We start from the raw sequence: 20937 nt of genomic DNA on the forward strand, positions 1-20937 counted from the left end.
GTGCGTCGATCAGCCGCTGATCACACGGTCGGGGCGTACGGGTTCCCGTGGGACGCCGGCGGGCCGCCCCACCAGACACCCGGTGGCGGGACGGGGACCCAGTCCGGGCCGCGGTGGTCCAGCCACCACCTGCCGATGGTGTGGAACTTCTCCTCGAAGCTGTGGTCCCAGCTGAGGAACCCGGACATCGGCGCCCGGAGACGGGTGCGGCGGCCGCCCGCCTCGTAGATCACGACGGTCCGGCTGCCGAGGAGCGACTCGATCTGGATGGCCTGGACGTTCGACCACGGGATGGTCCGGCGGCGGAAGTTGTGCGCGATGGCCGCCGACGGTGTGAGCGTGACCCCGAACCGCCGGGAGGTGATCAGCACCAGGGGCAGCAGGACACCCCATATGAGCAGTCCCGGGACGATCACGGAGTCGGACGATTCCCCATCCAGCCACAACAGGGTCTGGGAAGGCACGACGACGACGAATCCGGGCAGCACGGGCAGCAGCCGCTGAAGGCTCGTCAACCGGTAACGGATGCGTTCCGGCGGCGTAGCCGCGACCTGCGATTGCTCCACCAGTCCCCGCCCCTCGCACAGTGCAGCCTGCGCCGGTCCACCAGCGCCAGGACAGCATGGCGGACCAGGGGGAATGCTGTCCATGCTCGTGCCTGCTCCCGGGCGGCGGGCAAGCGGTGCGGAAACGTGAGGGCCCGGGAGCTGCGGACGCCGCGGGGACGAGGGCATGATGACGCAATGAATTCCTGGCTGAGCGCCCGGAGCACCTGGTTGCTCGTACTGCTCCTGTGGGCGATCACGCTGACCGCCGTCCTGCTCGGAACGGCGTTCGCCCGAGCCTTCCTTGAGCACCCCCCTCTCGAACCCTTCGCCTCCCAGCTCCCGGTGACGGTCGGTGGCACCTTCTTCGCCGCCGCCGCCGGCGCCGGGGGGTTGCGTCGTCGCGAGCGCCGGCGCCGGCGCCGGCAGGATCGGTGAGGTGCGGCCGGTCGCCGTAGTCCAGCCTCACGCCGGGGTCGGGGCCTCTGCGGTGGGGGGCTTGTGCGGGGACTGCTGCCGGGCGCGCAGGGCGACCAGCGTGGCGAGGCCGGCCGCCGCCGCTCCGGCGAGCATGGCGGCGCGGTCGCCGACCGCCATGCTGCTGTGGCCGGTCCGGTCCACGGCGTCGGCGATGGCCAGGAGCAGGGCCGCCCCGAGGGCCGCGCCCAGCTGGCGGCTCATGTTGATGACGCCGCCCACCAGGCCCTGGTCGCGGTCGGCGACGCCGGAGCTGGCGGTCACCATGCTTCCGAACGCCGTACCGGCGGTGCCGAACCCGACCAGGACCACGGCCGCCAGCGTCGGACGGTAGCCCCCGCCCGACGGGAGCTGGGTCAGGACCGCGAATCCGGCGGCCGCCGCGAGGGCGGTCAGGACCAGCACGCGCTGGATGCCCAGGCGCCGTGCCAGCCGGGCGCCGAGCAGACCGGTCGCCAGGCCGACGATCCCCTGCGGGGCGATCACCAGGCCGGCCGAGAGCGGGGACAGGTGCAGGACTTCCTGGAGGTAGACGGAGAGCACCAGCATCTCGCCGCCGTTCCACAGGCCGAGCAGCAGCATCAGGGTGCCTGCGCTGCGCAGCCCGCGGGCGCGCAGCATCGCGGGCCGGACGAGCGGATCGGCACGCCGTTGCTCGACGGCGAGGAACGCCACGAACCCCAGGACCGACAGCCCGAGCGGAATCAGCACGCCGGCTGATCCCATCCCGGTGATCCCGGCCTGGGAGACGGCGTAGACCAGCGCGGCGACGGACCCGGTGATCAGCGTCGCGCCGACGGTGTCCAGGTGCCGCCCGGCCCGGCTCAGCCTCGACTCCCGCAGCAGCCGAGGGGACAGCAGCAGGGCGGCGAGCCCGACCGGGATGTTCACCAGGAACACCGAGCGCCAGCTGAAGAACTCCACCAGGACCCCGCCGAGCACCTGCCCGGCGACGAAGCCGACCGACGCCGTCGCCCCGTACAGACCCAGCGCGCGGGTCCGCCGCGGGCCCTCGGGGAAGCCCGTGGTGATCAGGGAGAGCGCGGCGGGCGCGACCAGCGCGGCGCCGCAGCCCTGCACCATGCGCGACGCGATCAGCAGCAGCGGGTCGTGCGCGAGACCGCCGGACAGCGAGGCGGCGGTGAAGACGCCGATCCCGACCATGAACAGGCGCCGCCGCCCGTAGAGGTCCCCGGCCCGCCCGCCGAGGATCAGCAGCCCGCCGAAGGTGATCGCGTAGGCCGTGACGACCCACTGCACCGAGGCGGCCGAGATGCCGAGTTCGTGCTGGATCGACGAGAGCGCGACGTTCACGATGCTGAAGTCGAGCACCACCATGAAGGCCGCGACGAGAATCAGCGCGAGTCCCAGCCTGTGGTGTTCGGTGTGCTCGGTGGTGGGGTCCACGGCCGTGTCACCGAACGGTGCCGGGCCCTGCCGGAGGTCGGCTCGGGTGACCGGCGGGGCGGCTTGTGCGGTCATCGCTGGGTCCTCTCGAGTACGGGGACCTGGTCAGGCGGTGGTGTACACCGCGGCCAGATCGTCGTCGGCGTGCTGTTCCGCGGCGTGCCGCCAGCGCGGCAACAGCGCCTGTGTGAGGGCGAGTTCGGTACCGCTGGCCTGCGCGGCCTGCACCGCGAGCTCGGCGTCCTTGAGTGCGTGCCTGAGTGCGAAGGCGGGGGTGAAGTCACCGGTCAGCATGGTGGCGGCCTTCTGCATGGCGTACGGCGAGCCGAGCGGCGTCGACTGCAGCAGGTCCACGATCGCGCCGGGGTCCAGGCCGAGCCTGCGGGCGAAGGAGAGGGTCTCCGCGGTGGTCTCGGCGAGGTCCACGAGCCAGTTGTTGAGGACGAGCTTGGCGCTGGTGCCGTTGCCGGCCGGGCCCAGCCAGACGGTGGCCCTGCCGAGCGCGCCGAACACCGGGGCGAGCTGGGCCCGCCTCCGGTCCGGGCCGCTGGCGAGTACGACGAGCTGCGCGGCCCTGGCCGGGCCCTCGCTGCCGGAGACCGGGGCGTCGACGAACGTCACCCCGTGGCGGGCGGCGGTGCGCGCCAGCCGGGCCGTCCAGTCGGCCCCGATGGTCGCCATCTGTACCCAGAGCATCCCGGGGGCGGCGGCCAGGAATCCGTCCGGTCCGGTGGCCGCCTGTTCGGTGGCGGGGCCGTCGGCGAGCATCGTGATGAGGATCCCGGCGCCCCGGACGGCATCCGCCGGGCTGGGTGCCACGGCGGCACCCGCGGCGGCGAGGGGTGCGGCCCGGTCCGCGGTGCGGTTCCACACGCAGACGTCGAAGCCGGCACGGACCAGGTTGGCGGCCATCGGGCTGCCCATCCGCCCGGTGCCCAGAAACGCGATCGGCGGCGTCGCCGCCACCTCGGGGCGAGGGGCCGGGCGAGGGGCGGGGCGGGCGGCGGGGCGGGCTGCGTGGTCGGATGCGGTGTGCCGTCGTGCGGGGAGGTCGGTGCTCATGGCGTTCCTTCCGGAGTGGTGCCGCCGACCGTCACCGTGATCGTCCGTCCGATACGGGGTGGGCCTCGGTGACGGAGGCTGGTGATTCGACGGTCGCAGCCGCGGAACGCCGCTGGTAGGGGCCTCGGGGTTGCCGGGATACAAGCCGGGCTTGTACCGCGACGCCATGGGGGGCGCGCCGGCTCTGATGACGGCGACGATCGTGATGCCCGCAATGACGGGCACAGGCACAGCCGGAACCGCGGAAACGACAGGGACAGCGGGAACGGCGCGAACGCCGGCGATGATCGGCTACGACCCGCTGCTGCCCGCCCCCGGTCGGCCGGTTCGGGTGCCGCGGCGTTCCTGGTGCCGGCGGTTGAGGATGTGGGCGATCAGGTCGCGGGCGGGGCCGCTGGGCGGGCTGGTGGCGCCGTCCCAGACGGCGCGCAGGGTGCGACGCAGGTCGAGTTCCGGTGTCCGTACGGCGACGAGCCGGCCGTCGGCCAGGTCGTCGGCGACGGCGAGTTCGCTGATGACGGCCGGCGCGGCGCCGGTCAGCGCCGCCGCCCGGATCGCCGCGGTGGTGGACAGCGACAGCGCCGCCGGTGCCTGCTCGGCCCCGGGGCCGAGCACGGCGGTCAGCGCGGCCGCGAAGGTGTCCCGGGTCCCGGAGCCGGCCTCCCGGCTCACCAGCGGGGTGCCGGCCAGTTCGGCGGCGCCGACGGGCCGCGGGCGGGCCCACGGATGCCCCGGGGCGACGACGACGGCGAGGCGGTCGTGGCCGACGGCCCTGCCGTGCAGCCCGGCCGGCTGCTGCGGGCCCTCGGTGAAGCCGATGTCCGCGATGCCCTCGGTGACGTGCGTGATGACCATGGCGGTGTTGGCCGAGGTCAGGACGATCTCCGGGGCGTCGCCGCCCTCGGGGGCCGCCGCGCGGAAGGACGCCAGCCAGCCCGGCAGGAGCATCTCGGAGATGGTCGAGCTGGCGCTCACCCGGAGCCGGGTGCGCTGGCCGGTCCGCAGGGCCGTGATCCCGGCGTCCATGTCGGCCGCGGCGTCCAGCAGCCGGGCGGCCCACTCCGCGATCATGACGCCCTCGACGGTGAGCGTGGACCCGCGCGGGGTCCGGTGCACGAGGGTGACCCCGGTCTGCTTCTCCATCGCGCGGATCCGCGCGGAGACGGCCTGCTGGCTCACGCCGGCCTTCCGGGCGACGCCGTTCAGGCTGCCCTCCCGGGCGACGCCGAGCAGCAGTTCCAGCGCGGCCAGGTCGGGAACATGCGTGCTGAGCACCGTGCCGGCCCTCCCAGCTGCGAGCCAGGGTTGTTCCCGTCCAGCGTACGACCGCCGCCCGGGCGTCCCCAGCCGGTCGCCTCGGCCCGTCACCCAGCATCTCGCCCCGGCCGCTCGCCCCGGCCGGTCGCCCAGCCGGGCGGGCGCGGCCGCCGGTCACTTGCCGGGCGAGTCCCCGCGGGGCGCGACGATGTCCAGGACGGCCATCATGCCCATGTCCTCGTGGTTGAGGATGTGGCAGTGCACCACGGTCCTCCCCGTGAAGTCGGTGTAGTGGATGCGGATGACCGCCTTGCCGCGCACGGGCACGTCGATGGTGTCGTACCAGCCGTGCGACGGGTCGTGGGCCTTTCCGTTGATGCTCATGAGCTGGAAGTCGTTGGTGTGGATGTGGAAGGAGTGGGTCTCGTCCGAGTCGTTGCGGACGGTCCACTCCTCGACGGTGTCGAGCGTGCCGGTGAAGTCGGTCCGGTGCGGGTCGTACATCCGGCCGTTGATGTAGAACTTCGTGCCCGCCTTGTTCTCCGTGAGGACGACGGTCCTGTGGGCCGCGATCGTCGCGTCGCCCAGGTCCTCGTGCGGGGCGATGCCGGTCGGCAGGGTGGCGCGGCGTACCGGCGGGCCGCCGGTGACGACGGTGGCGAGGTCGGTCCGGGGGAACTTGTTTCCGGCCGGACCGGTGTCGTACCGCAGGGTCTCCAGCCGTGTGACGCCGGGTTGGCCGCCCTGGACCAGGACGTCGAAGCGCGCTCCGGCCGCGATCACGATCGTGTCCTGGTCGTACGCCCTGCGGACCGGGATGCCGTCCTGGGCGATCACGCGGAAGCGGGAACCCTGGAGGTGGAGCTTGTAGTAGATGTTGGCCCCGATGTTGGCGAGCCGCCAGAGCTGGGTCTCCCCCGGGCGGATGCCGATCACCGGGTTCTGCTGGCCGTTGACCGTACGGTTCGTGGGCGCCCCGATCTTGAGGTGGTGCGTCTTGATCGCATCGCCCTCGACCTGGAAGTCCTTGAACGCGATCGTGTGCTCGGTGATGCCGCGCAGGGCCGGGGGCAGGTGCTGCTGGAGGCCCTCGACGACGATGACGCCCGACTCGCCGCCGGCGACCTGCGGCGCGGACGTCATGTCCGCGTGCGAGTGGTACCAGAACGTGCCGGTCGGATGGTTGAACGGCAGCTGGTACCTGTAGTGGTACGACTGGTTGTACTTGATGGCGATGAAGACGTCGTCGGAGGGGCTGTGCGGCGAGACGTGCAGGCCGTGCGTGTGCACGTTGGTGTCGGCGTCGACGCGGTTGGTCATCGTGAGGTCGATGCGGTCGCCGGGCCGTACCCGCAGCGTGGGCGGCATGTACGCCCCGTTGTAGGTGGTGGCGTACAGCCGGCGGTCGCCGACCTGCACCTTCCGCCGTTCCACGACGATGGCCGCCTTCAGGAGACCGTTACGGCTGACCAGTTCCGGCGGGTCCTGCAGCCGCGGTCCGGCCGGCGGGTCGTGGCCGGCCTCGGGGGCGGGCTGCCGGGTGCCGGAGGGGTCCCCGGCCGGTGTCCGGTCCCCGCAGCCGGCCAGCCAGCCGGTGGCGAGGAGCAGGCCGGCGACCGGCAGGGCCAGCGCGGAACGGATGCGGGACCGGGTCACGTCTCTCCCAGGGAAACCGAGCTCTGCCGGAATGTAGGAGGAATGTAGGAGGGGGGACTCCGCCGCCCGGCGTGCCACGCGCACGGGGCCTCGACAAAGTCACTCCGGGCCGCGGGGCTTCCACACGGATGGCGGCAGCGGCTCCGCTCACCGGATGTCAGATGCTCAGGGCGATCGCGGCACCGATCCCGCCCGCGCCGAGCGCCACGGCGGCCGGGAGCCAGCCGCCCGAGCGCCAGGGGAAGAACCGGTCGAGGGACAGCCGGCCCGGGCCGATGGCGGTGAGGGCGAGGGCGACGACGCAGATGGCGACGCTGTACTCGACTCCGCCGTTCTGGATCCACAGGCCGTGCGCACCGCTCACGGTCACCATGGCGTTGATCATCACGCCGATGACGGCCGCGGCCGCCAGCGGGGTGAGCAGACCGACCGCCAGTCCGAGGCCCCCGCAGAGTTCGGAGAGGCCGCCGATCGCGGCGAAGAGCTTGCCCGGGTGGTAGCCGAGGGTGTCGAAGCTCCTGCCGGTGGCCGCCAGGCCCGGTCCTCCGAAGATGCCGAAGACTTTCTGCGCGCCGTGACCGGCCAGCAGCAGTCCGAAGGTCAGCCTGATCAGCAGCAGTCCGCACTCCGCGGCGGACAGCCCGGGAAACCTACCGGCGGCCTGCCGCTCGCCCGGCGGGCCCGAGGTGGTCCCGGGTGCCGTATCGGCGGGCCTGCGGTTCTCCGCGGCGGGGGCGCGTACCTGGGTCAGTGACAGGGCGTGGGTTCTGCCGGAGGGGTGGAAATGCAGTGCACGCATGACAATGCCTTCAGGGGTGGGGACAAGCTGTCTGCCCGCCGGGCAGCGGGCCTCCCCCGTCATCCAGCATCGCGCGGTTCCCGCACCGTATCCACCGGTATGTTGAAATATGCACTATTTCGAACGGCGATAACAGGCCCTACGGGGATCCGAACGGCGCGCCGCCGGAAGGCGCGGTGACGGTCCGTCAGACAAGCCCTGGGTGCAGGCCGCCGGACGCGGGCGGGCGGCCGACCCGCTCCACCGGATGCGGCACCTTCATGCGGAACGGGCACCTTCATGCGGAACGCCTGCGCGCCGACGCCGTCTTCTTGGCGGCCGCCTTCTTCGCGGCCGAGTTCGCCCCGGCCGCCTTCTTCGCACCCGCGCCCGCCCCGGCCGTTCCCGTCCCGGCCGCGTCCGCCCCAGCTGTCTTCTTCGCAGCCGCCCTCTTCGCCACGACCTTCCTGGCCGCCGTCTTCTTCGCGGCCGCCTTCCCGGCCGCGGGCTGTTGCGCCGTCGACTTCCCGGCCGTCGGCTGTCTCGCCGCCGTCTTCCTCGTCCCGGACGCGGCCTTCTTGCCCGACAGCGGCGTGACCTCCGCCGCCTCGGCCCCGGTAGCCGCCTCGGCCCCCTCCCCTCTCGACTCCTTCGCCGCCCGCACGCTCTTCTCCAGGGCCGCCATCAGGTCGAGGACCTTGCCGCCGGCCGCTGGTTCGGGAGCCTCCGGCGGGGCCTCGCCGGAGGCCTTCGCGGCGATGACCTCCTCCAGGGCCTCCCGGTACTCGTCGTGCAGGTCCGCCAGGTCGACCTCGCCGAGGGTGTCCATCAGGGCGTCCGCGAGGTCAAGTTCCTTGTCGCGGACGGTGACGTCGGCGTCGGGGGCGACCCCCTCGGGCGCGCGGACCTCGTCCGGCCAGAGCAGGCCGTGCATGGCGATGGCGTCGCCGACCACCCGGAGCATGCCGAGGCGTTCGCGGCCGCGCAGGGCGTACTTCGCGATGGCCACCTTGTGGCTGCGCTTCAGCGCCTCCCGCAGGAGGATGTACGGCTTCGCGGCGGGGGCGCCCGAGGCCGCCAGGTAGTACGCCGCGTCCATCTGGAGCGGGTCGATGCGGTCGGCGGGGACGAACGCGACGATCTCGATCGTGCGGGCGGTGGGGATGGGCAGGTGGGACAGGTCCTCGTCGGTGATCGGGACGATGGTGCCGTCGGCGTCCTCGTACCCCTTGCCGATCTCCGACTGGGCGACCTCGCGGTCCTCCAGTTCGCAGAACTTGCGGTACCGGATGCGGCCGTTGTCCTCGGTGTGGACCTGGCGGAAGGAGATCGAGTGGCTCTCCGTGGCGTTCACCAGCTTGATCGGGATGCTGACGAGCCCGAAGGAGATCGCGCCGTTCCAGATGGATCGCACGTGCGGCTTCCCTCCGTCCGAATACCAGGATTTGTATGAGATTGTCATCGTATGACGCCGATCACAGAGGTGGACGGGCGGAGGGTCGCGCTCAGCAATCTGGAGAAGGTGCTGTATCCGGCGACCGGGTTCACCAAGGGCGAGCTGCTGCACTACTACGCGACGGCGTCCGGGGTCCTGCTGCCGCATCTGCGGGACCGGCCGGTCTCCTTCCTCCGGTATCCGGACGGCCCCGACGGCCAGGTGTTCTTCACCAAGAACGTGCCGCCGGGTACGCCCGAGTGGGTCACGACCGCCGAGGTGCGCCGGTCGGAGGGGGCGGCGCGGATGGTGCTGGTGCAGGACCTGGCGAGCCTGATGTGGGCGGCGAACCTGGTCGCCGAGTTCCACACGCACCAGTGGCTGGTGGGGACGCCGGACGAGGCCGACCGGATCGTCCTCGACCTGGACCCCGGCGCGCCGGCGACCGTGGTGCAGTGCTGCGAGGTCGCGCTGTGGCTGCGGGAGCGGCTGGCGGCGGACGGGATCGAGGCGTACGTCAAGACGGCCGGGTCGAAGGGGCTGCATCTGCTGGCGGCGGTGCGGGGGGCGTCCAGCGAGCGGGTGAGCGAGTACGCGAAGGGGCTGGCGGTGGAGGCGGAGCGGGCGCTGCCGCGGCTGGTGGTGCACCGGATGACGCGGAGTCTGCGGCCCGGGAAGGTGTTCGTGGACTGGAGCCAGAACGCGGGGCGGAAGACGACGGCCACGCCGTACACGGTGCGGGCGCGGCGGGAGCCGACGGTGTCGGCGCCGGTCACCTGGGAGGAGGTCGCGGAGTGCCGGGCGGCAAGCCGGCTGGTGTTCCGGGCGGGGGACATCGCGCCGCGCGTCCAGGACCACGGGGACCTGCTGGCTCCGCTGCTGGACGCGGGGCGCGCGGCAACGCTCCCCTGAAGTCCGCTGAAAGCCCCCGAAGCTCCCGAAGGGCTTACACCCTCCCCCACGTCTTGCGGTCCCGGGCCATCGCGTGCAGGGCCTCCACGTCCGCCGGCTTGAGGACGCCGCCCAGACGGGACAGGGTGTCCAGGTCCCGGTCGCGGAGGATGTGGACCTCGCGCGGCGGGGCGGTCAGCCTGACGTCCGCCGGTTCGGTCAGGGCCAGCACCGGACGGACCTCGGCGGTGAGGGCGTACGAGGCCCGGTCGGCGTCCGCCCGCAGGCGGCGCAGCAGCGGCTGGGGGTCACGGCGGCCCAGCGTGATCATCGGATCGGCGACCAGGACCTTCTGCTTGCGGGCGTAGAGGGAGTGCACGCAGAACAGGCCGCCCGGCCCGATCAGCAGGTGGTGCAGGCGGTCGCCGCCGGGCAGCGGGACGGAGTGCAGGACGTGCCAGCCGGCCCCGTCCAGGCGGTCGAGGGCGTCGCCGACGGTCTGTTCCGCGGCCAGGGCGTGGCGGCGCGGGTCGGGGCGCAGCCGGTGGGCCGGACCGGGGTCCCGGTCGAGGGCGACCAGCAGCGCCTCGCCGGGGCGGTTGGGCGCCAGGTCGTCGTCGGGATGGAGGGTCAGCCGCGCCAGTTCGACGGGGGTGGGCACGGGCGGCGGGCCGATCGTGACCGGGCCGGTCAGGAACGGTCGCAGGGTCTCCAGCACATCGTCCCGCCGCTCCTCGCTGAGCAGGTTGACCCTGCCCGCCTCCCGGTCGTACCAGGCGATGTTCCTTCCGTCCGTGAGGCATACGTACAGTCGCTCCTGGCCGTGCCGCCAGGCCGGCACGACGCGCAGTCCGCTCATTGCGTCATCACCCCTCGACCATGGGAACAGGCGGGGTGCTCCAGGGGCAAGAACCCCGCTACCTTTGACAGGGGTTGGCGCGCGCAGCGGGGAGGCGCCGGGTGCGGATCCGTGGGGAGCAGTACGACGTGCCGGCTCCGGACAGTCCGTGGAGCGAGGTGCTGCCCGGGTTGTGGATGGGCGGCCACGAGTTCCGGGCCCGTTCGGGGCGGCTGGAGGCTGCCGTGGTGCGGGACGAGTTCGATCTGGTGCAGAGTCTGCTGCGGCTGCCCGGGCACGGTCCGGCGGCCGGGGTCGAGCACCACGTGTGGCCGATACCGGACGGACCGCTGGACGGCACCCAGCTGGCGGGGGTGATGCGGCTCGCGCGGGCGGCCAGCGACGCGATGGACGCGGGGCGGTCGGTGCTGGTGCGCTGCTACAGCGGGTACAACCGGTCGGGGCTCGTGGTCGCGCAGGCGCTGGTGCACCAGGGGCGTACGGCCGAGGAGGCGATCCGGCTGGTGCGGGCCCGGCGCTCGCCCTGGGCGCTGCACAACGAGCTGTTCGTGGCCTACCTGCGGGCCGGCCTGTCCACCGCCCGGCTGCTGGAGGACCTCGCCGAGTAGCCTCTCCCGTGCACCGGCGGCCCCCAGGCGCAAAAAGGACTTCCCTACAAATCTGCGAATAAGGTGTACGGGGCCTCCCCACCTGTCGACCCCTCTCACCGCCCCGCCAGATCCAGATCCAGAGCCAGGAGCAGCGTGCCAGCCCGTCGTCCCGTCCGTACCGCCGTGGCCGCGGTCGCCGTCGCCCTGCTGGCGGTGACCGCGGCCGGCTGCGGCGACTCCGGCGGGCTGCGCGGGGCCGGGGCGGCGCCGACCGCGGTCAGCCCCGCGAAGCTCTGGCCCGACCTGCGGCCGGCGTCCAGCCCGGCCTGGCCCTACGACGAGGGCAGCACGGAGACCGTGAAGGGGATCACGGTTCCGGGCGACGACATCCGCCGGGTGGACCCGGTGGCCGTCGTACGGGCGGAGATCGCCGCGGACCCGGCGGACTACGGGTCCAAGGGGGCGTACCACGAGACGGCGGAGCGGATGCAGGAGTGCACGGCGGGCGGCGGCGGGGCGCGCTGTCCGCTGCTGAAGCCGTACTACCGGGACCTCACCGGGGACGGGCGGGACGAGCTGACGCTCGGGTTCCGGCTGTATCCGACGAACCAGACCGCGCTGCGCGTGTACACCGTCGAGAAGCACCGGCTCGAACAGGTCCTCGACGACGACGACGCGATCATCGGCGTCGAGCTGGCCGGGCGGACGGTGATCGCGCGGTCGCCGGCCGGGATCAGCGGGTACGAGTACCGGACGACGTGGGCCTGGGACCCGGAGCGGAAGGCGATGGTCTTCTCCCGGGACGAGTTCCTGCGCACCGGCAAGGGGCATCACACCCGCACGGCGATGCCGTCGGCCTCGGCGGCCGCGCGATGAGGCTGCCGCGCTGGGCCGGGACGCTGGCGGCGAAGTCGGCCGCGTTCATCACGGTGATGTGCTGTGCGCTGGCCGCGCTGCTGGGCGTCCTGGTGCATGTGGCGGTCACCGACCAGACCGTCGCGCAGGCCCGTGACCAGGCGCTGACCCGGCTCACGGAGGCGACGGCCGCGTACGAGGCGGGGGACGCGCTGCCGCGGGGCGCGCACGTCGACCCGCGGGGGCTGCCGCCGCGGCTGCGGGCGCTGGCGCTGTCCGGGGAGCGCGGCACGATGGTCGCCAGGGACGAGCGCGACGGTCACCCCGTGATGTGGGCGGCTGGCCCGGCCGACCGGAACCGGTCGCTCGCGGTGGGCGTCGACTACTCCCAGCAGGCCCGCACCATCGCCGGCCTGGACAGCTCCATCCTCTGGTCGTCGGCGCTGGCCATCGGGGCGACGCTGCTGGTCGGCGCGTTCGCGGTGACCCGGGTGACCCGGCGGCTGCACGGCACGGCACAGGTGGCCCGGCGGATCAGCGCCGGCGACCTGGACGCCCGCGTGCACGACCCCCGTACCAAGGATCCGACCCGCCCGCAGGACGAGGTGGCCGCGGTCGCCGCCGCGCTGGACGGCATGGCCGCGTCGCTGCAGAGCAAGCTGCTGAGCGAGCAGCGGTTCACGGCCGACGTGGCGCACGAGCTGCGGACGCCGCTGACGGGGCTGCACGCGGCGGCGGAACTGCTGCCTCCGGGGCGGCCGACGGAACTGGTGCGGGACCGGGTGGCCGCGCTGCGCACGCTCACCGAGGACCTGCTGGAGATCTCCCGCCTCGACGCGGGCCGGGAGCGGCTGGAGACCGACGCGGAGGCGCTGGGCACGCTGGCCGAGCGGGTGGTGCGGGCGTCCGGGACGGAGACCGAGGTGAAGGTCGTGCGGGACGTGTGGGTGGAGACGGACCGGCGGCGGCTGGAGCGGGTGCTGGGGAACCTGGTCGCCAACGCGCACCGGCACGGGCGGGGGCCCGTGGTGCTGACGGTGGAGGGGAAGGAGGTCACCGTGCGGGATCACGGGGACGGCTATCCCGAGTACCTGACGGCACACGGCCCGCAGCGGTTCCGGACGGAGGGCGGGACCAAGGGGCACGGGCTGGGGCTGACGATCGCGGTGGGGCAGGCGGAGGTGCTGGGCGCGCGGCTGTGTTTCGCGAATGCGATCGACGGCGGGGCGGTGGCGACGTTGACGCTCCCGTAGGGGGGCGGGCGCCCCTGAAAGGAGGCGGCGCCGCAATGCGCCCCTTCAGGGGCGCGGGGAACCGCGCGGCCCGCCCCCACCGGCCGGCACCCGCACCGCTCCCCCATCGACGACGTCCTCGGCCGCACGCCACGCTGGCGTCGGCCAACGACCCGCAACTCCCACTATTTGGGTAAGTTCCGGACATGACCAAGGCCGGAACCACCCTGGCGGCGACCGCGACCCCCACCTCCGCCGTACGCCTCCCCCGGCGCCGTGGCATCGAACTCGCCCTGATCGTGCTGGCCGTCCTGCTCTCCGTCTACGGCTACTGCGCGGTCGGCCTGGCAAAGACCGGCACCGTCCCGCCCGGCGCCGCCGGTTACGGCGCCGGCCTCGGGGTGCTCGCGCTCGTCGCCCATCTCGCCGTACGTCTGCGCGCCCCGTACGCCGACCCGCTGCCGCTCCCGATCGGCGTGCTGCTCAACGGACTCGGCCTGGTCCTGATCTACCGGCTGGACCTGCAGACCCCGGGCGACCGGGCGGCCCCCGCCCAACTCGTCTGGTCCACCCTGGGCGTCGGCTTCTTCATCCTGGTCGTGCTGATGCTCCGCGACCACCGCGTGCTCCAGCGCTACGCGTACGTCTGCGTCGCCGCCGCGCTCGTCCTGCTGCTCCTGCCGATCCTCTTCCCGGCCGTCAACGGGGCCCGGATCTGGATCCGGCTGGCCGGATTCTCCATCCAGCCCAGCGAGTTCGCGAAGGTGCTGCTCGCGGTGTTCTTCGCCGCGTACCTGGCGGCCAACCGCAACGCGCTCGCGTACGCGGGCCGCCGGCTGTGGTTCATGCAGTTCCCGACCGGCCGGGTGCTCGGCCCGATCGTCACCATCTGGCTGGTGAGCGTCGGCGTCCTGATCCTCGAACGCGACCTCGGCACCTCGCTGCTCTTCTTCGGGCTCTTCGTCGTCATGCTGTACGTCGCCACCGGGCGCACCGGCTGGATCGCCGTCGGCCTGCTGCTCGCCGTGTTCGGCGCGGTCGCCGTCGGCCGGCTGGAACCGCACGTGCACGGCCGGATCGAGGACTGGCTGCACCCGTTCGCCTCGATCGACGCGGGCCAGGGGCCGAACCAACTCGCCCAGTCCCTCTTCGCGTTCGCGGCCGGCGGGATCCTCGGCACCGGGCTGGGCCTCGGCCACTCCGTCCTCATCGGCTTCGCCGCCAAGTCGGACTTCATCCTGGCCACGGCGGGCGAGGAACTGGGCCTCGCCGGACTCTCCGCGATCTTCCTCCTCTACGGCCTGCTCGTGGAGCGCGGCTACCGGGCCGCTCTCGCCCTGCGCGACCCCTTCGGCCGGCTCCTCGCGGTCGGACTCGCCTCGATCGTCGCGCTCCAGGTGTTCGTGATCGCGGGCGGGGTGACCGGGCTGATCCCGCTGACCGGCATGGCGATGCCGTTCCTCGCCCAGGGCGGCTCCTCGGTCGTCACCAACTGGGCGATCGTGGCCCTGCTGATCCGGGTGAGCGACTCGGCCCGCCGCCACTACGACGGGCAGGTGGCCCCATGACCACCGGGTACGGCCGCCGGCGGGCCGGCACGGCCAGGTACGTCCGGCGGGCCCGCGCCCTCTGCGCCCTGCTGCTGTTCGCCCTCCTCCTCAACGCCGCCCGCATCCAGGTCGTCCTGGCGCGGCAGTACGACGACAACCCCGCCAACCGCCGCAACTCGATCGCCCGTTACGGCCTCCCCCGCGGCGACATCCTGGTCGGCGGCGAGCCGGTCACCGGCTCCCGGGACAGCGGGGAGCAGCTGCGCTACGAACGCACCTATCCGCAGGGCCCGTTGTACGCCCCGGTCACCGGCTTCGCCTCCCAGCTGTACGGCACCACGTTCCTGGAGCACGCCGAGGACGGGGTGCTTTCCGGGACCGACCCGCTGCTGTCGCCCCTCCCGCTGTGGAACGACACGGGCCGGGCGGTGAGCCCGGGCGGGAACGTCGTCACGACCCTGAACCGGTACGCCCAGGAGGCCGCCTTCCGGGGGCTCGGCTCGCGCAAGGGCGCGGTCGCCGCGATCGAACCGTCGACCGGCCGGATCCTCGCCCTGGTCTCCACCCCGTCGTACGACCCCTCCGAGCTGTCCGGCAACGGCGGGGCGGTGACCTCGGCCTGGGCGCGGCTGAACGGCGACCCCGAGAAGCCGATGCTCAACCGGGCGGTACGGCAGACGTATCCGCCGGGCTCCACCTTCAAGGTGGTGACGGCGGCGGCCGCCCTCGACGCCGGGGTGGTCACCGACCTGGACGCGCCGACCGACTCCCCCGACCCCTACCGGCTGCCGGGCACCACGACCCGGCTCACCAACGAGGGCGACGGCTGCGCGGACGCCTCGCTGCGGGCCGCCTTCGAGTGGTCCTGCAACACGGTCTTCGCGAAGCTGGGCGTGGACGTGGGGGCGGCGGCCATGACGGCGACGGCCCAGGCGTTCGGCTTCAACGACACCCGGGTGCGCATCCCGTTCACCGCCGCGCCGAGCACCTTCGACACGAGCGTGGACAAGGCGCAGCTGGCCCTGTCCTCGATCGGGCAGTACAACACCCGGGCCACGCCGCTGCAGATGGCGATGGTCGCGGCGGCGGTGGCGGACGGCGGGCTGGCGCGGCCGCCGTACCTGGTGGAGCGGACCGTGCGGCGGACCGGCGAGACGGTCGGTACGGGCGGTGCGGGGCCGGTACGGCAGGTGATGAATGCCGCGACGGCCGTGCGGATGAAGGAACTCATGGTCGACGTGGTCGAGGAGGGCACCGGCACGAACGCGGCGATCCGCGGCGCCACGGTCGGCGGCAAGACCGGCACCGCGCAGCACGGCGTCGGCAACTCCGGGGTGCCGTACGCCTGGTTCGTGTCCTGGGCGCAGGCGGACGACGACCTGGAGCCGAAGGTCGCGGTGGCGGTGGTGGTGGAGGACGCGGCGGCCGACCGCGGGGAGATCAGCGGCGGCGGGGACGCGGCGCCGATCGCCCGGTCGGTGATGCGCGCGGTGCTCGGGTTCTGAGACGCGGAGTCAGCAAGTCGCGCGCGGGGGATTGACCGGCTTGCTGACACGCGGTCTCATAAGAGCGGACGACGACGTACCCCCGGGTAACGAGGTGAGGGAGCCATGACGACCCTGACGGAAGCCGACGCGGTCGACGGACTGCGCGACGCGCTCGGCCTGCTCAAGGACCGCGAGCAGGTGGCCGAACGGCTGCTGGCCTCCTCCGCGAAGCACTCCTTCGACCCGGACAGGGAGCTGGACTGGGACGCGCCCTTCGAGGAGGGCAAGTGGTTCTGGCCGCCGGAGCTGGTGTCGCTGTACGGCACGCCGATGTGGCAGCGGATGAGCGAGGAGCAGCGGATCCTGCTCTCCCAGCACGAGGCCGCCGCGCTGGCCTCGCTGGGCATCTGGTTCGAGCTGATCCTGATGCAGCTGCTGGTCCGGCACATCTACGACAAGGCGGCGACGAGCGCGCACGTGCGCTACGCGCTGACCGAGATCGAGGACGAGTGCCGGCACTCGAAGATGTTCGCGCGGCTGATAGAGCGCGGTGACGCGCCCTGGTACCCGGTGAGCCGGGCCCACCGGAACCTCGGGCGCCTGTTCAAGACGATCTCCACCACCCCCGGTTCCTTCACCGCCACCCTGCTCGGCGAGGAGGTCCTCGACTGGATGCAGCGGCTGACCTTCCCGGACGAGCGGGTCCAGCCGCTGGTGCGCGGGGTCACCCGGATCCACGTGGTCGAGGAGGCCCGGCACGTGCGGTACGCCCGCGAGGAGCTGCGCCGGCAGATGGTGACGGCGCCGCGGTGGTCGCAGGAGTTCACGCGGGTCACCTCCGGTGAGTTCGCGCGGGTGTTCTCGGTCGCCTTCGTGAATCCGGAGGTCTACACGAACGTGGGCCTTGACCGCCGGGAGGCGGTGGCGCAGGTGCGGGCGAGCGGGCACCGGCGGGAGGTCATGCAGACGGGCGCGAAGCGGCTGACGGACTTCCTGGACGACATCGGGGTGCTTCGGGGGGCCGGGCGGCGGCTGTGGAAGAGCTCGGGGCTGCTGGCTTGAGGGTTGGGTCCGGGCCGGTGGGGGCTTGTCGCGCAGTTCCTCCCCCAGCCTTCGGCCGGGGGTACCCCCAGCGCCCCCTGGGCAGGCGTCCGCACCGCATGTCGATACGGCCCCGCATCTCTCCTAGGTGGATGTCGGGGCTGTCGGCTGTGGAGTTCCGAAGGCTTCGTCCGAGCCCTCCGCCGCCGCCTTCGGGATGGCCGGGGGCGTGTAGCGGGCCAGGGACCCGGCCCTCGGGTCCGGGCGGACCGCGCCCAGGATCGGGTTGGCGGCGATCGGGGAGACCTTGATCTTCGCGCCGGGGCGGGGGGCCTGGACCACCTTGCCGTCGCCGAGGTAGAGGGCCACGTGGGTGGCCTCCGGGAAGTAGACGACCAGGTCGCCGGGGCGCAGGCGGTTCAGCGGGACGTGGGGCAGGGCGGTCCACTGCTCCTGGCTGGTGCGCGGGATGGGGGTGCCGGCGTGGTCCCAGGCCTGCGAGGTCAGGCCCGAGCAGTCGTACGACACCGGGCCCGCCGCGCCCCACTGGTACGGCTTGCCCAGCTGCCGCACCGCGTAGCGCACCGCGCGGTCGCCCGCCGGGGAGGGCGGCGGCGTGACGGTGCCCAGGGCGCCGGACGTGGCGAGCTTGCGCTGGGCGTCCGCCGTCTTCACCTTCTCCAGGTCGGCGAGTGCCGTGAGCTGGTCGGGGGTGAGGGCCACCAGCATGCGCTCCACGTCGGAGAGGCGGGCGCGGACCTCGTCGCGCTGCTTCCTCTGCTGCTCGGCCAGGGCGAGTCGGGTGTCGAGCGCCGCACGGGCCCGGCGGGCCAGGCCGGCCTGGTTCCGCTCGTCGTCGGCCAGCCGGCCCACCGCCTTCGCCCGCTCGCGCGCCAGCTCGCCGATGACATGGCCCTCGTCGAGCGCGTGCTGCGGGTCACGGGCGAGCAGCAGCCGCAGGTACGGGGAGAACGAGCCGGCGTTCTGGTACTGCTGCCGGGCCAGCCGGCCCGCCTCGGTGCGGCTGATGTGCAGGGAGCGCCGGGCGACGGCCAGCTCGTCGTCCAGGCGGGTCACCTCGGCGCGCTGCCGCTGCAGCCGTTCCGCCGTCGCGTTGTAGGTCTCGGTGGCCTGCTCGGTCTGCCGGTACGCCTGCTGGAGGTCCGTCAGCAGCTCGGCGACCGGTTGCGCGGGGTCGGGTGCGGCGAGTGCGGGCAGCGGCGCGAGGACGGCCTGGGCCGCCGCCACCGCGGCCGTACAGGCCAGCCGCAGGAACCTTCCTGACACGTCATCACCTCCGATGCGGGACGGGCTCTCCGTTCCGTATCGCGATGATCACGTGATTATCGGATGTGTATGCGTGGTCCGCGCGGCACGTGTGCGCCGGTCGGCGGACCCCTGTCACCCGTCGGTGTCGTCCGGCCCGCGGCCCGGGTCCTGCTTCGACCACGGCCACCTCGGCCCGCCGCCGGCCCCCTTGCCCGTCGCGTCGTACTCGTACTTCCACCCCTGGGACAGCCCCAGGCGCCTGCTCTGCCCCCGGGACACACGGCGGTAGACCAGGACGGTGGGCGGGCCGCCCGCCGGGTCCGGGACCGGGATGCGGTAGGTCTTCGGGGGGTGGCCGGTCATGCCGAGCAGCACCGGCAGCACCCGCCCGTCCATGGGGCCGCCCTCGAAGGGGATGTCCTGACTCTTCACGGCACCAGTTTCAGCCATCCGCCGCGAGGGCGTCGACGAGGGCCGCGGTCTGCGGGTCGCGGCGCGCGGTCACGCTGAGCACGGCGACGAACTGGTCCACCAGCCAGTCCCGCAACTCCTCCACGGGCGGCTGCTTCTCCTCGTCGAGCCAGATGAGGGAGGCCGCCTCGACGGCGGTGATCCACATCCGGACGGTCATCCGCAGCCGGGGACCGGGGTCGGCGACCTGCAGGTGGCTGAGAATGTGCTGCGCGGCGGCCCGCCGTACGCCGTCCACGATCGCCGTCGTCCGCGAGGTCTCCACCACGCTGCCGCCCTGGAGCAGGGCGCTGAAGCCGGCGTCGTGCTGGTCGACGAAGGCGAGGTAGCGGTCGAGGGCGCGGGCGAGCCGGGGCAGCAGGGGGCCCTCGCGAGGTTCGTCGAAGCAGTGTTCGAGTTCCTCGGCGGCCGACCTGAGGGCGGCCTCGTAGAGCTGCTGCTTGCCGCCGGGGAAGTACCGGTACACCAGCGGACGCGAGACCCCGGCCGCCTCCGCCACGTCGTCGAGCGACACCTCCTCCGGCGCGCGGTGCGCGAAGAGGGAGAGGGCCGCGTCGAGGAGCTGGCTGCGCCGCTCCTCGACGGACAGCCTGCGGTATGCGGGGGTGGCGGCCTGCGGGGTCATGCGATCAGCGTATGCGGTCCGCGTGGGGGGCCGCGACGGGCCGTCGACCGGGTGCGGCGCCGTCGTGGCTGGTCGCGCAGTTCCCCGCGCCCCTAGAAGCAGGGGGCTGCGCAAGCGCCCCTTCAGGGGCGCGGGGAACTGCGCGAGCAACCCCCACGCACCCGCGGCCGAAATCCGACCTGCCGGATCAGGCGCCGCCGGTCACCGAGGCCAGGTACGCCTCCGTCTTCGCCGGCTCGTAGAAGAAGTTCTCGAAGTCGGCGGGGTTGTCGAAGCCGTTGGCGAAACGGTTGGCCACCGGCGGGAGCTGGCCTGCCGCGCCGATGAGGTTGAGGATGTGCTCCGGCGGGGGCGCCAGCATGGCGTTCGTCCACTTGGTGACGTGCTGGGCCGTGTCCCAGTAGCGGTCGAACGTCTCCTGCATCCAGGTCCCGTCGAACTCCTTCTCGCCCCGTTCGAGGATCGAGGCGAGGTAGGAGGCGGCGCACTTGGCGGCGGAGTTGGAACCCTGGCCGGTGATCGGGTCGTTGGCGACGACGACGTCGGCGACCCCGAGGACCAGGCCGCCGCCGGGGAGGCGGCCGATCGGGTTGCGGACGGTGGGGGCGTAACGGCCGGCGAGGGTGCCGCCGGCGTCGGTCAGTTCGACCTTGGTGGCCCGCGCGTGCTCCCAGGGCGTGTACCGCTCCATGAGTTCCAGGGTCAGGGAGAGGTGCTCCGAGGGGTCCTTGACGCCGTTGAAGACGTCCAGCGGGCCGCCGGGTATGCCCTCCCAGAAGAGGATGTCGGCGGGTCCGGAGGTGGTCAGGGTCGGCATGACGAAGAGCTCGCCGACGCCGGGGACCAGGTTGCAGCGGACCGCGTGGTAGTCCGGGTGCTCGGGGCGCGGGCCGAGACCGTGGACGTAGGAGACGGCCAGGGCGCGCTGCGGCTCCGTGTAGGGGGAGCGGGCGGCGTCGCGGCCGAACATCTGGACCAGTTCGCCCTTGCCGGCCGAGACCAGCACCAGGTCGTAGGTACGGGCGAAGTAGTCCAGGTCACCGACGGCCGCGCCGTGGATGACCAGCTGGCCGCCGCGCTGGGCGAAGGTCTCCATCCAGCCGGCCATCTTCACCCGCTGGTCGACCGACTGCGCGTACCCGTCGAGCCTGCCCACCCAGTCGATGGCACGGGCCGCGGGGCCCTCGCCCCAGGAGCCGGGGGCGGCGACCGAGACGCCGAGTCCTTCGATCTTCGGGGCCTGGGACTCCCAGAAGTTCAGCTGGAGATCGCGCTCGTGCTGCAGTGCCGTGTCGAACATGCACTGCGTCGACATGACCCGGCCGGAGCGGATCTCGTCCGCGGTCCGGTTCGACATCAGGGTGACCTCGTAGCCGTGCGACTGGAGGCCGAGGGCGAGCTGGAGACCGGCCTGGCCGGCCCCCACGACGAGTATCTTCCGCATGCGGTG

At 73.1% G+C, this 20937-nt stretch carries 20 protein-coding genes; 8 read left to right on the top strand and 12 right to left on the bottom strand.

The genetic code is table 11. The features are described from left to right. Nucleotides 1-20: 20 nt before the first annotated feature. Complete coding sequence (locus ACFZB3_RS32500) at nt 21-566, bottom strand: hypothetical protein (RefSeq protein WP_391381687.1); 546 nt, start codon at nt 564-566, stop codon at nt 21-23. A 177-nt stretch (nt 567-743) separates the two neighbouring features. On the opposite strand from ACFZB3_RS32500, the gene ACFZB3_RS32505 reads away from it, so the two are divergent. Beyond that, a complete protein-coding gene (locus tag ACFZB3_RS32505; protein ID WP_391381689.1) occupies nt 744-983 on the top strand; it encodes a hypothetical protein in 240 nt (79 codons plus the stop codon). A 27-nt stretch (nt 984-1010) separates the two neighbouring features. Here ACFZB3_RS32505 and ACFZB3_RS32510 read toward each other — a convergent pair whose 3' ends face one another. The 6 genes from ACFZB3_RS32510 to ACFZB3_RS32535 form a co-directional block, all read right to left on the bottom strand. Continuing rightward, complete coding sequence (locus tag ACFZB3_RS32510; protein ID WP_391381691.1) at nt 1011-2504, bottom strand: MFS transporter; 1494 nt, start codon at nt 2502-2504, stop codon at nt 1011-1013. Nucleotides 2505-2534: 30 nt separating this feature from the next. After that, nucleotides 2535-3491, bottom strand: a complete 957-nt coding sequence (locus ACFZB3_RS32515; protein WP_391381693.1) for an NAD(P)-binding domain-containing protein — start codon at nt 3489-3491, stop codon at nt 2535-2537. 291 nt (nt 3492-3782) lie between these two features. Further along, on the bottom strand, nt 3783-4766 hold the full coding sequence (locus ACFZB3_RS32520) for a LysR substrate-binding domain-containing protein (RefSeq protein WP_391381695.1): 984 nt from the start codon (nt 4764-4766) through the stop codon (nt 3783-3785). A 156-nt stretch (nt 4767-4922) separates the two neighbouring features. Next, on the bottom strand, nt 4923-6404 hold the full coding sequence (locus tag ACFZB3_RS32525) for a multicopper oxidase domain-containing protein (RefSeq protein WP_391381697.1): 1482 nt from the start codon (nt 6402-6404) through the stop codon (nt 4923-4925). A gap of 157 nt (nt 6405-6561) precedes the next feature. Beyond that, on the bottom strand, nt 6562-7044 hold the full coding sequence (locus tag ACFZB3_RS32530) for a DoxX family membrane protein (RefSeq protein WP_391382156.1): 483 nt from the start codon (nt 7042-7044) through the stop codon (nt 6562-6564). A gap of 436 nt (nt 7045-7480) precedes the next feature. Further along, on the bottom strand, nt 7481-8596 hold the full coding sequence (locus ACFZB3_RS32535; RefSeq protein ID WP_391381700.1) for a Ku protein: 1116 nt from the start codon (nt 8594-8596) through the stop codon (nt 7481-7483). 51 nt (nt 8597-8647) lie between these two features. Between ACFZB3_RS32535 and ligD the strand changes: the two genes are divergently transcribed. After that, the gene (gene ligD, locus ACFZB3_RS32540; protein ID WP_391381702.1) at nt 8648-9529 is read left to right on the top strand and encodes a non-homologous end-joining DNA ligase; all 882 of its coding nucleotides are present in this window, start codon (nt 8648-8650) and stop codon (nt 9527-9529) included. Nucleotides 9530-9563: 34 nt separating this feature from the next. Here the strand turns inward: ligD and ACFZB3_RS32545 are convergent, their stop codons facing one another. Continuing rightward, nucleotides 9564-10367: an NERD domain-containing protein gene (locus tag ACFZB3_RS32545; protein ID WP_391381705.1), complete on the bottom strand. Its 804-nt coding sequence runs from the start codon at nt 10365-10367 to the stop codon at nt 9564-9566. Nucleotides 10368-10468: 101 nt separating this feature from the next. Here ACFZB3_RS32545 and ACFZB3_RS32550 point away from each other — a divergent pair, with 101 nt between their 5' ends. The 6 genes from ACFZB3_RS32550 (at nt 10469) to ACFZB3_RS32575 (ending at nt 17143) form a co-directional block, all read left to right on the top strand. After that, nucleotides 10469-10975, top strand: coding sequence for a protein phosphatase (locus tag ACFZB3_RS32550; protein WP_391381707.1), 507 nt, complete (start codon nt 10469-10471; stop codon nt 10973-10975). Nucleotides 10976-11110: 135 nt separating this feature from the next. Then, nucleotides 11111-11833 carry a hypothetical protein gene (locus ACFZB3_RS32555; protein WP_391381709.1) on the top strand — a complete coding sequence of 241 codons (723 nt, stop codon included), beginning with the start codon at nt 11111-11113 and terminating at the stop codon, nt 11831-11833. Next, a complete protein-coding gene (locus ACFZB3_RS32560) occupies nt 11830-13065 on the top strand; it encodes an ATP-binding protein (RefSeq protein WP_391381711.1) in 1236 nt (411 codons plus the stop codon). Before ACFZB3_RS32555 ends, ACFZB3_RS32560 begins: the two co-directional genes overlap by 4 nt. A gap of 185 nt (nt 13066-13250) precedes the next feature. Then, complete coding sequence (locus tag ACFZB3_RS32565; RefSeq protein ID WP_391381713.1) at nt 13251-14612, top strand: FtsW/RodA/SpoVE family cell cycle protein; 1362 nt, start codon at nt 13251-13253, stop codon at nt 14610-14612. After that, nucleotides 14609-16099: a penicillin-binding transpeptidase domain-containing protein gene (locus ACFZB3_RS32570; protein ID WP_391381715.1), complete on the top strand. Its 1491-nt coding sequence runs from the start codon at nt 14609-14611 to the stop codon at nt 16097-16099. The genes ACFZB3_RS32565 and ACFZB3_RS32570 overlap by 4 nt, the downstream gene beginning before the upstream one ends. A 105-nt stretch (nt 16100-16204) precedes the next feature. Further along, on the top strand, nt 16205-17143 hold the full coding sequence (locus tag ACFZB3_RS32575; RefSeq protein WP_391381717.1) for a diiron oxygenase: 939 nt from the start codon (nt 16205-16207) through the stop codon (nt 17141-17143). 123 nt (nt 17144-17266) lie between these two features. Here the strand turns inward: ACFZB3_RS32575 and ACFZB3_RS32580 are convergent, their stop codons facing one another. The 4 genes from ACFZB3_RS32580 to ACFZB3_RS32595 all read right to left on the bottom strand — a co-directional run bounded on the left by ACFZB3_RS32580 (nt 17267) and on the right by ACFZB3_RS32595 (nt 20931). After that, nucleotides 17267-18409: an NlpC/P60 family protein gene (locus tag ACFZB3_RS32580; protein ID WP_391381719.1), complete on the bottom strand. Its 1143-nt coding sequence runs from the start codon at nt 18407-18409 to the stop codon at nt 17267-17269. Nucleotides 18410-18523: 114 nt separating this feature from the next. After that, the gene (locus ACFZB3_RS32585) at nt 18524-18823 is read right to left on the bottom strand and encodes a hypothetical protein (protein WP_391381721.1); all 300 of its coding nucleotides are present in this window, start codon (nt 18821-18823) and stop codon (nt 18524-18526) included. Nucleotides 18824-18833: 10 nt separating this feature from the next. Further along, nucleotides 18834-19487: a TetR family transcriptional regulator gene (locus ACFZB3_RS32590; RefSeq protein ID WP_391381724.1), complete on the bottom strand. Its 654-nt coding sequence runs from the start codon at nt 19485-19487 to the stop codon at nt 18834-18836. A gap of 187 nt (nt 19488-19674) precedes the next feature. Beyond that, nucleotides 19675-20931, bottom strand: a complete 1257-nt coding sequence (locus tag ACFZB3_RS32595) for a styrene monooxygenase/indole monooxygenase family protein (protein WP_391381726.1) — start codon at nt 20929-20931, stop codon at nt 19675-19677. Nucleotides 20932-20937: the final 6 nt, after the last annotated feature.

Source organism: Streptomyces sp. NPDC008092, assembly GCF_042957285.1.
GTDB lineage: Bacteria > Actinomycetota > Actinomycetes > Streptomycetales > Streptomycetaceae > Streptomyces.

Coding starts and splice junctions, on each gene's coding strand:
- ACFZB3_RS32590 (WP_391381724.1), bottom strand. CDS start 19,487: ATGACCCCGCAGGCCGCCACCCCCGCATACCGCAGGCTGTCCGTCGAG.
- ACFZB3_RS32545 (WP_391381705.1), bottom strand. CDS start 10,367: ATGAGCGGACTGCGCGTCGTGCCGGCCTGGCGGCACGGCCAGGAGCGA.
- ACFZB3_RS32595 (WP_391381726.1), bottom strand. CDS start 20,931: ATGCGGAAGATACTCGTCGTGGGGGCCGGCCAGGCCGGTCTCCAGCTC.
- ligD (WP_391381702.1), top strand. CDS start 8,648: ATGACGCCGATCACAGAGGTGGACGGGCGGAGGGTCGCGCTCAGCAAT.
- ACFZB3_RS32560 (WP_391381711.1), top strand. CDS start 11,830: ATGAGGCTGCCGCGCTGGGCCGGGACGCTGGCGGCGAAGTCGGCCGCG.
- ACFZB3_RS32510 (WP_391381691.1), bottom strand. CDS start 2,504: ATGACCGCACAAGCCGCCCCGCCGGTCACCCGAGCCGACCTCCGGCAG.
- ACFZB3_RS32570 (WP_391381715.1), top strand. CDS start 14,609: ATGACCACCGGGTACGGCCGCCGGCGGGCCGGCACGGCCAGGTACGTC.
- ACFZB3_RS32505 (WP_391381689.1), top strand. CDS start 744: ATGAATTCCTGGCTGAGCGCCCGGAGCACCTGGTTGCTCGTACTGCTC.
- ACFZB3_RS32575 (WP_391381717.1), top strand. CDS start 16,205: ATGACGACCCTGACGGAAGCCGACGCGGTCGACGGACTGCGCGACGCG.
- ACFZB3_RS32565 (WP_391381713.1), top strand. CDS start 13,251: ATGACCAAGGCCGGAACCACCCTGGCGGCGACCGCGACCCCCACCTCC.
- ACFZB3_RS32515 (WP_391381693.1), bottom strand. CDS start 3,491: ATGAGCACCGACCTCCCCGCACGACGGCACACCGCATCCGACCACGCA.